Raw genomic sequence first — 11,200 nt, 5'->3', positions numbered from 1 at the left:
TCGCCCGCCGCGTCGCCCGCGGCTTCCGCAACTACGACAACTACCGACTCCGCATGCTCCTCATCGCCGGCGGCCTCGACCCCACCACCCCCACCTAAAGTCCGAAGAGCCTCATTATCTGGACCGTCCTGCCACATGCGTGTCGACCGCAGTTGCGCGTGGACTCCCTCTGCACGGATCCACACACCCGTGCGAGTGCCGACCTGAAGGGCAACCCATCCGAGCCCGTATGCCCTCTGGAACTCCACTGTCGCGACGTACTCGTGCAGCCCGAACTTGCTTTCCCTTTTCACCTCCGCGTCGAGTTCGCGAAGTGGCGAGCTCTCACCTTTGCGTGTCCACTCAACGCTCACATGAGCACGAGCGAAGACGAATGTCTTGAGCAGTGCGACCAGTAAGGCTGCGCCGACAGTGGGGATGGCGTAGTGCACCAGCGGATGCCAGTCGGGGTATGCCACGGCGAGTTGCGGAGCGAACCAGAACGTCGCGAGTACGACCACAGAGAGCGTGGCGGTCTCGGCCACCACCTGGCGTAAGGCGAGTTTCATCAGCCGAGGTGCAGCCCGTTCCACGCTGGAATCAGCAGATCGCGCACCGGTGCGCAAGATTCGACCCTGAGGTCGCCAAGCCACCCGACGTGCACAGGCTCGTTATGTGCGCTCATCAGCTCCAAAGAAACGGGGGTAAGCGGCCCGCGCGCACCTGTCATGACGCGCCTCGCGTTCGCCAGGTCTCCACTCCTGAGCGATTCCACCAGCTCGTCTTCGACGCGCTCTTCCTCGTCAATGCTCAGAGGTGTCATCGAACGGTCGAGGAGGCCAACGTGCAGAAGCGTGTAACCGTAGTCCACGGCGCGCGACGCGAGGAGGAGGAGAGCTTGCGTCCCGAAGCGAGGGATCATCACTCCCTTGTCGGGCTGGTCGAAGGTCTCGGGATCCAAGTCTGCGGGATTGTCGACCGCTTGAATGCTCCGGTCATGGACGTCGACGACGAGCTGCTGGACACCACTGGACATGTCAGCACTCCTCTCCTCTGGCCGACGATATCAACAGCCACCCCCATGGTGGGGCTAAGTGTGCATCGCCGCTACAATAATAGCGCTAAAAGAATGACTCTTGGGGGTTCTATGCGCGCCGTCGCGGCCTCTGGACGGCCGGATCAACGCCGGCTCGTGGACCTCATCGTGCGCGCCCGCGCCCGCGCGGGGATGTCGCAGCAGGAGCTTGCTCAACGCGCGAGCGTGTCTATCGGAACGGTCCGCAGGCTGTGCTCCGGATCGAGCCCAGAGCCGGGGTTCTTCGTTGTGCAACGAATCATGGCGGCCCTCCTCGTCGCGCTGCACGAGGCCGATGAGCGCGCTGCGGCGCGGTGCGAGAAGGAGTACATGCGGATCCTGTTTCCCCGCTAACGGCGTTCCGTTCGGCGTGAGCCCGGTGTGGACGGCCGTGGCACACGCAGCGACCCGAGTCCACCGGGTTCGGGACGGGTACGGGATCCGGCTAGTTACCGCGGATCGGGTGCGGGTGCTCTGCGACGTTGGCGCAGGCACCCGCGACGCTCGCAGCGCAGCGAGCGTGAAGAGCGGGCGCGCGAGGAACATTGGCACGTTCTCTACCCTGCGGCGACTCTGAGCGGCCGACCAGCCGACGAGTCGCGCGACAGCGCAGTTCTAGGGCGTGCGCCCGCAACTCCGGGTCACTTCGCGCCCACACTCGATGCAACATATGGAGAACGCCCCGTTGGATCCACCCGCGTCGATAAACCGGTTCGCGCACCGCTACGTACTCGTCGCTGCCTTGACGAAGACCGACTCCGCGGGAAACCCGAAGCCGGGGCGACGAGGGTTCCCGGCGCGGGCGAGACGTCCAGCGTCGCGGGTCACGCGCCGGGTCTTCACCTCGAACGCGACGACCCCGCCGTCCACAAACATGACGAGGTCGAGGCCGTGCCGGGGGCGGACCCTTTCGCTTCCCGCATCGTCGCTGTCCCGAAAAACACCGTCCCACTCGTTCTCGATGAGTACGCGCGTGGTCTCCTCGCCCAGCGCACCGGATTCAGCATTGGTAGCGCCGGTGAGGGCGCCTGTGAACCTGTCCAGGCCGCCCAGCGCAACCGAGTCGAATCGGTTGCGAAAGACGTCACGGTGCGCATTCTCGCTATCCCAGAACCCGCGCTCGATGCCGCGTGACCTCGCGGCCGTCGTCCTCAGCGTCTACGCGCTCACAGCGCTTTGGCTCCTCCCGCTGCTCACCGAGGCGCTGCCGCCGGAGGCGCCGGGCCCCCCATTTCGTTCGGCGCCATCGTCCTCAGCTCGGCCATCCTTTGCACCCTGAGGGCGGTGGTGTCCCGCAACGCATGGTTGAAGGTGAAGGGGACCACACACGGTGATTCGAAAGAACTCCTCGACATCGACCCCGGCATCGACCCGGCCACCAAGTCAGGGCCAGAACCGTACATGATCCACATCGAGTTCGACCGGGCCCGGGCTATCAGCTGGCTGATAACTATCACCGACCGGCTCGTCGAGGAGGGCATCGGCCCGTCGGTCGGGTCTGTCGGCGAGGTGTACGACAACTCCCTCGTGGAGTCTCAGCTCGGGCTCTACAAGTCCGAGCTCATCCACCACGACGGGCCGTGGCGGGACGTCGATCACGTCGAGGCGGCGACCGCGTCCTGAGTGCTTTGGTTCAACACGGAGCGCACGCACGGCTCCATCGACGACCTCACGCCCCTCGAGGTCGAACAGCTCGACTACGCTCGCAACGAACCGGTCGGAAATATCGGGTGAAACCAGCAAAACACTCTCCGGACATGCCGGGGCGAGTCGTTCTCACATCAGTGACCGCCCGCTCGTGATCCTGTCCTAGTCCGGGCCGGACGCGGGCAATCTCAGCATCGTGACATCAGACTGATCCACGCGATTGCAGCTCCGGCTACACATGCACAGACAGCGCACACGACGGTGACCCTGCGAGCCACAGCGCTTTTCCACGACGGCGCTAGCAGGGTCACGCTGCACGCGACCGCGAGGGTTGGCGCGAAGCTGAAAGGTATCGTCGCGAGGTTCGCGAGGTTTGACTCCGTGCTGGCTCCCGGGCGGATGAGCAGGAAGCCGAAGGCAGCGAGCAACGCGAGATGCCCGACGAACACGACCACAGCCAACATCGCCGCCGTCCACCTCGCAGAGGGCATGAGTGACCTTCGCAACCATCGGATCTCACCGACGAGGGGAACGGCGCCCAGCCCGGCGGTCGCGAAGATTCCCCACGCTCCATTCCGCTCAGCTAGGAGACAACGACCTGCTTCTGCCGCTGCCTGACTGCCCGAGTTGGCCGCGACGAGGGCGCTCGCGATGACGACCGCAACGTAGAGCACCCCGACGATCCACGTTCGAGCACTCCGCCGGAATCGTCCAACAGCAGCTGGCCGCGTGCTAGACCCGGTCGAGGAGGGCATCCGCAAATCCCTGCGCGATCAGCGCCGCTTCCGCTGAGGTCGGCATACGTGCATTGTCTTCGATGAAGTACCTGACTGGAAAGTGCACCCAAATCGCGCCGCTCTGGAAGATATCCACTACAGCCGCCTCCAAAGTAGTGCGAGAGCTGTCGAACCGTTGTTGGTAGAACTGTGCGTAGCGCCAATGAGAATCCAGGCCGCATTGGGTTTCAATCTCTCGAACATAGTCAGAGATCGGCCTCGTCAATACAGACTGATCCATCATCCTGCACAGAAATGCGTCGATGTCGGCGCTGAAGTCGTCCGCAGAAAACCGAGAACCCGCGGACTCTGTACCCACGTTCTCGCGGAACCACTCTCGCAGCGTTCCGGTATAGGAACTCCGGTGGTGGAGGTAGTAGTCGTTCCACGCATTCAATAGATCCCCTGCCCAGCCTCCGACGTCTGGCAAGATGCAGGTGCTCTTGGCGTACGGAACGAGATCCCAGTTGCGATATCCACGCAGGGTGGCTGCCCAGTGGCTCAGCCTCGGTTGAACCCATGAAACGGGCCCGGGAGCGACCCCAGCGAACGACGCTCGCTGGTCGCGCACGAGTTGGGCGCTCGACGGAGGCATCAGGTCCTCCAAGTCGGGCGTGTAGGCGGGCCACGGACCTTGCGTGTACTGCCATTGAAGATGCTGCAGGAACTGCAGGACAAAATCCGCAGAGATACCGTCCGCTCGTCCGGTCGCATGCTCCGCCCGCACGTCAAGCTCGACGAGATACCAGAAGTTGTCCTCGTCGAACTGCAACTCTGTCAGCGGCGGCTTCGATACAAGCGGAGTGGGCAGCACGTCTGCACTGCCCGCGGGAAGTGCCCGAGCGGACTGCACGTTCTTGTCAATCTCCAAACTCGTCGCGGAGTTTGTGAGTGTCAAGCCGGCGATCTGGTCGTAGGACCAACTCGGCGGGAGCTTGAAGCCAAGATTCCCACTCCAGCCCCAAGACATAGATGCGATAAACGCTTCGGATGCGAGACCGGCGTTGATGACTCGCGCGCACACGTTGCGCGTCCCATATACCCCCACTTTGTAGTCGACAGAGGTCGAATGGAGATAGCTTGCGACACCCTGAAAGTACGGCATCACGTTCGTCGTGATTTGGTCGTCGAGGGCATCGAAATCGACGGCAAAGAAGACGGTGGTTCCGCCCTTAAACCCCAGCTGCCGCAACCGCCTCAACGCTTGGAAGCCGTGGTCAACTCCCTTTTCGTAGGTGAAGTCAGCTACGGACGTGTTCGCTTCCTGCATTATCGGAAACGTCTTCAGGCCGGCCGCGAAGATGCGTCCCAGCTCCCCGGGCGTGTATCGCTTGCTGAGCACGGAGATGTATCGGCCAACGGTGCGGTAGCCATTCTGGTAAAGCAGATTGCACTGTGCGGTACTGAGTTGCGTCATCATGTCGCTGGCTGCTCCAGGCCGGGTCGAGTCGCCGGTGCTGATGAGGAGCGACGCCCACGTCGCATACGTCCCGGCGCCCGTCGAAGACAACTCCGCGTAGGTCTGGAAGTTCACAGTCGCGTTCTTCGTGTTGCTATCGAAGCTCCCGGAGAACGGTGTCGAGTAATCATTGAAGCGGAGCGCGCCCTGGAAGAGCCTGACCCAGTTCTTCGCCGAATCTGTCGAGCCGAGGGACACATAGCTATTTGACTGAAGGCCAGACTTCGTCCCTGGGCCGAAGTTCCCGTTGGCCTGGCCATCGACCATGTCGAGTTCATACTGGATGGCATACATCAATCCAAGTTGGGTATTGCGCGAGAAGACTCCATCGCACGGGAGAAGTGGAAAGTCCTGACGGTGTGAGTACTTGCCGTTCAGCCACTGCTGGACTTCCCGCTTGTCCCAAGTGCCCGAACCGATTCGGGTGTAAGCGTCCATGGTGAGCAGCGATTTCATCAGTTTGACGTTGACCGAGGTGACCGATGCAGATAGCCCAAGATTGAGGTTGACCACAGCTATCGAATCGAGCAGGTCCTGATCGAAGACGCCCGGGTCGTAGCCGCCAGAGTAGCCTTTGCACCACATCGCACCTTGCAGAATGCGTACGACGTTTGGTCTGCCCGCGGTGGTGCCGGGTGACAACGCCCCAAAGACGCTCACGAACCGGGACTCGGTAGTTGGGCCGAAGTCGTCAGCGAGCGTCGTAATGTTCAGTTCGATCTGCAGCGCGCGGGTGAGTGCATAGATGGTGTCCCAGCCGGTGAAACCGTGGGTGGGGGCCGCGACCCACTGGGAATGCCACCCGTAGGTGGCGTTCAACCAGTTCTGAACGGAAACGATCTGCGAATCTCCCGGCATGCTTACGCCTTCTCTGGGTGCGTGAAATCTGACAGCGCGGAGCCGGACGCCGTGACAGGCGCGGACGAGTATCTTCCGGTGTCCCGGGCATTGACTCCTAGACCCTCCGTAAAGACGAGAGTGGCCGTAGGCACGACGGTGAGTCCTGGGTTCGACGGCTCTTGTTCGGCAGCGTCATCCGGAAGCTCGAACGTCACCTGCCGCATTGAGCCTGCGGGGAGCGGCTCGATGACGACGCTGAGCCCGGGCTTGGCGCCGGCGCGATCCACTCGGCTCGACTCAGCCAAGGGATCCGGCGCGAGCTCGCCGAGCGTCGAACGAGGCACCCGAAGCTCAACAGTGAGGCCGTTCGGCGTCGGATGGGGACCAACGCTGCGCACTTCAACCAGGGCTGGAATATACCGGTCTTCGTACGGGAACCAACTGACGTACATCTCCACGCCCCACGCTGCCGCTGTTTGTGTACGGAGCGGCAAACTCGTTGCCTGAAGCCCGTCCTTCAGTGACGAGAGAACAGGGTCATCGAACAGATCGTTCGGATAGCTCAGGATCGAACGCGGGCGCAGCAGAACGCGGGTCACCGACGCGGGGATGGCGAAAGTCAGCGTCCCCGGACCCGACTCAGATGCGACCAACTCCGCGCAAGGTTTGCGGTCGGAGAAGACGAGGGTCGCCATCTCCGATAGCTCGAACGCACGTGGGTCCCACGTGAGCGAAATCGGTCCGGTGAACCCCTCGTCGACGTCGAGCACGCTCGGGATGTCGACTTCGAATCGTCGCTTTCCATCGATACTGAAGCATGCCGCGGTGAGCGTCGAGGAAACACGAACAGTGGGCGGCGTCGCTACAGTGACGCTGGCGTTGGCAGCGCCCGGTAAGGCGAGCAAGTCCGACAATGGCGCGCCCACGAACACGGCCGAAGTCATCAAGATCAGACTGCGGCGCGATAATACGCCGCGCACTGCAGTCCGCTCACACGGCTCGGGCGACCCCGCGTTCTCGGCGGCGACGCCGGCCCACGAGGACGCGGGCGTTTGACCCTCTCGGAGGTACATGACCATCCCTTCCTGCGCACCCATTGGCGCCTGGCAGGAAGCGTTCGCATGCCGCCTAGCTCGTGGAGAGTTATCAACGCCTTGGCGTCCGACGGACCTGCTTCGCTTCCCTATGTCATGTCCACTCGGCGGTAACGGTTCCGACATCGGGGTGGCGTCCATCACCGACGGGCGGATGCCAGCCGATCCGGGGAACCGTGATGAGCGCGAAAGTCGGTTTCTCGACTCGGGCTCCAGCATTGCGACCGGGTGGCCGTGAGTGCTCGCGGCGCACGGCGCACCTGTGTTCGTAGCATCGCTACTCTGCCCGCGCTGGTCTGATCGATGAGCAGTGAAACGACGACCAGCCCCATCCGGCTGATGCGATCTACGCCGTGAAAGCCCCCACCTAGACGATGAGCGCGTCGAGTCTGAAAGTCGTCTGCTTGAACTCGAGGTCGGCCGCCCGATCATCACCAGAGCGCGCCGCGTAATTGTCAAGCGTCGGTATTGACTCGTCGTGGGACGTGGGTGTCTTCCTCGCTCTGGTCGAAGGCCGGGTCATCCCCGAGCTTGAGGGCGCCGAGGTGCGGTGCAAGCGAACGCGAGACGGGTGAAGCGAGGAACGACCACTCGCGACGATAACAAGAACGAGAACCCGGCAGATAGTCAGAGATCAGCGGCGCTACTCGTCAATCCACCGGGCGCTTTGCTGGATAGGTGAGTGACGCCTCCCAAAGGGGCGCAGTTGCTCCCATCAGGTCCCTGGAACCATTCTGACACTCGAGGACAACTCGTAGTAGGAGCCGACACCGACGTCGCTCCCCTACGCGAGAAAGGTTCAGTTTTGAACAAACGAAACCGGTATGAAGTGCACGAAATCGGAAGTCGACGGCGCCGAATCGCCCCCGCGCTGATCATCGCGGGGCTGGTGTGCGCAGGCAGCACCCTTGGCGCCGGGACGACGCTCGCCGCGAGCGCTGCCTTCCAAGCAGACGGCAACTCCAAGGCGCTAGTCGCCCAGGGAGACGTCCAAGCGGCCTGGCAGGAAGCGGTGGCGCGAAACACGGAAGCGCTTCCCCCAGGACAGACCCTCCCTGGTGACGCACCCCGCATCTTTACCCAGCCCGAGCCTGAAGCTGCTAACTACTATGAGGCCGGGCTCTTCGACACCATCGTCCGCCAGTACGTGCGCTGCAGCTGGCTCTCCGTGGACGCCGGACGGACGCCCCTAGCAAAGACGGGAGCGTGGAAGGCTGAGGCGGCGCAACACCTCGATGCGTTTGCCGACGCCCTCCCTTCAGAGTCGCTGGACGGCTTCAGCGCCTACCAGGACAGCCTCGCCTTGGAGGCGCAGAAGCAAGGCGTGCGACCGAGCACACTCGAGTACGAAACAGACTGTGTACCCATGGAGGCGGAGTGATCATGAAGACTGGCGCAACTCGGAGCAACGGGCGTACGTACTCGCGAGGACGGTTCACCAAGACGTTCATAGTCTCACTGCTTGCGGGTGCACTCGCCGCAGGTGGTGTCGGCGCAGCTCATGCGGTAACGGATAGCACGGGGTACGTCACGAACCCTCAGAACGAGGTCATCCACCACGACGTCCCTCGTTACAACTCATACGTCCAGAACCTAGTCGCGTGGAAGCCGACGTCAGACACCTGCAACAACGAGATGATTCTCGCAGTGCGCGACCCCGGGGGCACACAAATCGCGCGCGGACCTTCCCACTACTTCAACATGGGGATATGGGTGACGATGCGCAAACCCAATGGGTCATCGCAGATTCCACGGGGCACGTTCTATCTCAACTCCCTGATGACGCACTTCTCAGGCAATGGTTCCTATCAAGGGCCATGCACGTGGTCCGCGGACATCATGTACAACGAACTGAACATCTGATCGGTTGAATCGGATGCCGATCAGAAACCGACGAGGTACACATCGGTTGCGACTTGTCCTGCTTGCAACAGTGATCATGGGACCGCTGTCGGTCTCATTAGCTGGCTGCGCTCAGAACGCGACCACGGCCGAGACGCCGAGCCATACTCCGACACCGCGTTCGGGGGCGAGCTCAAGCGCACCGGCCGACCCCATGGCGCGGATGCCGGACACGCAGTGGGTGTGCGGGTGGGCGAGCGGGCTGAACACCATTGCGTGGAACGCGAGAGGGCTGCGAGACGCCGGCCAGCTCGACGACGCCGCGTATGACGCGCGGGTAGCCGCGGTGGAACTGGCGTGGACGGTCTATCCGAAGAATCGGTCCGAGGTCGATGGCGATGCGAGCGAGGTGCGGAGTGTCGCGGAATCGGGTGCCGACTACTTCGACGATGCCTTCCAGGCCGCGATGCAGGGGTTGAACGCGTCATGCGTTGAGCACGACTCGGTCATGATCCTGTCGACCGTGAAGAGCCTCGGCGGCTGACGACCCGGTAAGTACCCATCCGCCGCCATATCGGCGGGTGGGTACTTTGGCGCTCCGGCTCCGCGCACTTCGAGCATTTAGGCTCGGCGACGAAGCTCCTCTTGCCCCTCGGCGGTGGAGGCGAGGGAGATCCACTCGTTCGCTGCGGTGACGTCGGTGTCTGTCATTCCGTGGAGGAAGTCGATGACCCGGTAGGTGTGGGTAAGGGCTCGGTCGTCGGGTTGCCGCAGCTGTTCGAGGAGGGACGCCCCGTCGCTGGGGTTGTCGTCGACCCATAGAAGGGGGCGTCCGTCGAATTGCCGGGCGAGGTATGCGGCTTTCCATGTTCCGGAGTTCCACCCGCGCCTCCCGGGACCGGTGACGGCGACGGGTAGTGAGGGGATACCCAGGGGGCCAGCGAAGTAAGTGTTGGCGTGTTCTTGCCAGGTGGTGGCCCACCAAACGTCGACACCCCGCGCGACGAGGTCACGGATCCACGCAGCGCCGGCGAGCGAGAAGTACTCGGTGTCGGTAGATTCCCCGTTCTCGTCCCATTCTGGTCGCCCGTGGAGGTAGGTGGGGTAGGCATCCCGATGCATGGTGATCGTGACGGCGAAGGACACTGCCGGGTCGAACACTTCGGTCAGACCCCGGAGCACCCCATCGACGTCGACCGCGACCACCGGGCGGTACCGATCACTGTTCATCTGCGTTCTCCTCTCGGTTTGCGGGGGTCTGGGTGGGCGGCTCACCGAGACGGCGGGTCAGCCTGGTGTGACTGATTGGAGGTTGTTCGTTGTGGCGGTCGTGCTGCTCGATGACGATTGCCGAGTTAAGGCGCGGGTCGCTGAGAGCGTTCAGGCACTCGCGGATAAGTGCGAGGGTGGACGGGAGTTCTGCCGGGTCGGGGTTTCTGAGGCGGGCGATGAGCAAAACGCGGCTGGTGGCGCGGACCGTTCCGATGTACGGAAGGGTCGGGTTGTCGTACTGCGCGGGATCGTCTTTCCACCAGAAGATCTCCCCGATCCGGGTTCTGACGTCGAACGTGTACGCGTGCACGCCGGGGAGGGGCTGCCCGTCGTTCAGGGCGCCGGCCGCCGGACCGGGGTACCGGGTGACGCGTGGGTCCCGGTCTGGGTCGGAGTTGTCGAGGAAGTAGAGGGCGCCGGAGGCTGTCGCGACGACTCGTACGCCGGGTGGCGCCTGGTCTGAGGTCGCCCATTCGAGGTCCGCGCGAGCGGTGACCTCGGCGATCATCTGCACTGCGGCAGCCTCCGGCGAGCTCCCCGGAGGTTCGGGCGTGGCGCCTGTCATGATGTCCACGCGTGTGCAGTGTGATGGGCGGCGGCTGTGACTTCGTCGATGTCTCCGCCGAGGAGCTGATCCAAGCGGCTGCGCCGCGGAAGCTGACCGTCGCGGGCAGGTGGGGTGGCGCGCAACCACGTGAGCCACGCCCAGGGGTCGTCGACCCCGGTGGCGAGGGCCCGGAGGACCTGCCCGAGCCCGGGAATGAGGCGCCGGCCGACGACCTGAAAGGACGGGTAGACCGTGGCGCGGTCCGCGGTGGTGAGCGCGAGGAGCGAATGGTCGGCGGCGAGGGCTTCGACTTCCCGCCAGGTGAGGCGGAGGTGCACGGTGATGGCCTCCGCGGTGAACACTGGGCCGGCGAGCTCCACCAACGGCGCCCACGGCGGCTCCCTCTCCCGCGCGACCGTCGGGTACCGGCCCGCGATTGACTCCGCCACCGCATATCGGGCGGCCCTAGAGACGGGATCCACGGTTGGCCTGTCAGTGCGCGCCGGCAACGCGGGGGCCTTGCGCGCGCGGGCCCAGCGGGGGATGCGGAACACGGGTCGAGCTTGTCAAGTTGTGTGTGTAAGTGGGCCTTGCCTCGGGGTGTTAGAGGTAGCGGTTGATGCGCTCGGGGTAGACGATCGAGAGTTGCTCGAGGGCTTTCATCCAGTT

Annotated in this window: 11 protein-coding genes; 4 read left to right on the top strand and 7 right to left on the bottom strand. The window is 63.6% G+C overall.

Translation table 11 applies throughout. From position 1 onward, the window contains the following. Positions 1-527: hypothetical protein (locus G3N18_RS14485; RefSeq protein WP_196384979.1), on the bottom strand; the 527-nt coding region annotated here is incomplete at its 3' end. A 20-nt stretch (positions 528-547) separates the two neighbouring features. After that, positions 548-1,015: a hypothetical protein gene (locus tag G3N18_RS14480; RefSeq protein ID WP_196384978.1), complete on the bottom strand. Its 468-nt coding sequence runs from the start codon at positions 1,013-1,015 to the stop codon at positions 548-550. Between the two features lie 111 nt (positions 1,016-1,126). Here G3N18_RS14480 and G3N18_RS14475 point away from each other — a divergent pair, with 111 nt between their 5' ends. After that, a complete protein-coding gene (locus G3N18_RS14475) occupies positions 1,127-1,408 on the top strand; it encodes a helix-turn-helix domain-containing protein (RefSeq protein ID WP_206693290.1) in 282 nt (93 codons plus the stop codon). Between the two features lie 957 nt (positions 1,409-2,365). Next, the gene (locus G3N18_RS14470; protein WP_206693289.1) at positions 2,366-2,677 is read left to right on the top strand and encodes a hypothetical protein; all 312 of its coding nucleotides are present in this window, start codon (positions 2,366-2,368) and stop codon (positions 2,675-2,677) included. 756 nt (positions 2,678-3,433) lie between these two features. Here G3N18_RS14470 and G3N18_RS14465 read toward each other — a convergent pair. Together G3N18_RS14465 and G3N18_RS14460 are read right to left on the bottom strand one after the other, a co-directional pair. Beyond that, a complete protein-coding gene (locus G3N18_RS14465) occupies positions 3,434-5,794 on the bottom strand; it encodes a glycoside hydrolase domain-containing protein (RefSeq protein ID WP_196384975.1) in 2,361 nt (786 codons plus the stop codon). Between the two features lie 2 nt (positions 5,795-5,796). Further along, entirely contained in the window at positions 5,797-6,720 is a 924-nt protein-coding gene (locus tag G3N18_RS14460; protein WP_196384974.1) for a hypothetical protein, read from the bottom strand. 955 nt (positions 6,721-7,675) lie between these two features. On the opposite strand from G3N18_RS14460, the gene G3N18_RS14455 reads away from it, so the two are divergent. Together G3N18_RS14455 and G3N18_RS14450 are read left to right on the top strand one after the other, a co-directional pair. Then, entirely contained in the window at positions 7,676-8,251 is a 576-nt protein-coding gene (locus tag G3N18_RS14455) for a hypothetical protein (protein ID WP_196384973.1), read from the top strand. A 702-nt stretch (positions 8,252-8,953) separates the two neighbouring features. Continuing rightward, the gene (locus G3N18_RS14450) at positions 8,954-9,256 is read left to right on the top strand and encodes a hypothetical protein (RefSeq protein WP_206693288.1); all 303 of its coding nucleotides are present in this window, start codon (positions 8,954-8,956) and stop codon (positions 9,254-9,256) included. A 77-nt stretch (positions 9,257-9,333) separates the two neighbouring features. Here the strand turns inward: G3N18_RS14450 and G3N18_RS14445 are convergent, their stop codons facing one another. Genes G3N18_RS14445 through G3N18_RS14435 form a run of 3 tightly spaced genes read right to left on the bottom strand, consistent with a single transcriptional unit; the run spans position 9,334 to position 10,911 of the window. After that, positions 9,334-9,942, bottom strand: a complete 609-nt coding sequence (locus G3N18_RS14445) for an HAD domain-containing protein (RefSeq protein ID WP_196384971.1) — start codon at positions 9,940-9,942, stop codon at positions 9,334-9,336. Further along, entirely contained in the window at positions 9,932-10,498 is a 567-nt protein-coding gene (locus G3N18_RS14440) for a hypothetical protein (RefSeq protein WP_196384970.1), read from the bottom strand. The genes G3N18_RS14445 and G3N18_RS14440 overlap by 11 nt, the downstream gene beginning before the upstream one ends. Before the next feature lie 47 nt (positions 10,499-10,545). Then, positions 10,546-10,911 carry a hypothetical protein gene (locus G3N18_RS14435; protein WP_196384969.1) on the bottom strand — a complete coding sequence of 122 codons (366 nt, stop codon included), beginning with the start codon at positions 10,909-10,911 and terminating at the stop codon, positions 10,546-10,548. Positions 10,912-11,200 lie beyond the last annotated feature (289 nt).

Origin of the sequence: Microbacterium paulum (genome assembly GCF_015707995.1) — a bacterium.
GTDB lineage: Bacteria > Actinomycetota > Actinomycetes > Actinomycetales > Microbacteriaceae > Microbacterium > Microbacterium paulum.
This window is presented reverse-complemented; position numbering and strand designations above follow the sequence as displayed.

Bases quoted from the DNA above. Each gene is read 5' to 3' on its own strand.
- G3N18_RS14460 (WP_196384974.1), bottom strand. From the start codon at position 6,720: ATGACTTCGGCCGTGTTCGTGGGCGCGCCATTGTCGGACTTGCTCGCC.
- G3N18_RS14480 (WP_196384978.1), bottom strand. From the start codon at position 1,015: ATGTCCAGTGGTGTCCAGCAGCTCGTCGTCGACGTCCATGACCGGAGC.
- G3N18_RS14465 (WP_196384975.1), bottom strand. From the start codon at position 5,794: ATGCCGGGAGATTCGCAGATCGTTTCCGTTCAGAACTGGTTGAACGCC.
- G3N18_RS14445 (WP_196384971.1), bottom strand. From the start codon at position 9,942: ATGAACAGTGATCGGTACCGCCCGGTGGTCGCGGTCGACGTCGATGGG.
- G3N18_RS14475 (WP_206693290.1), top strand. From the start codon at position 1,127: ATGCGCGCCGTCGCGGCCTCTGGACGGCCGGATCAACGCCGGCTCGTG.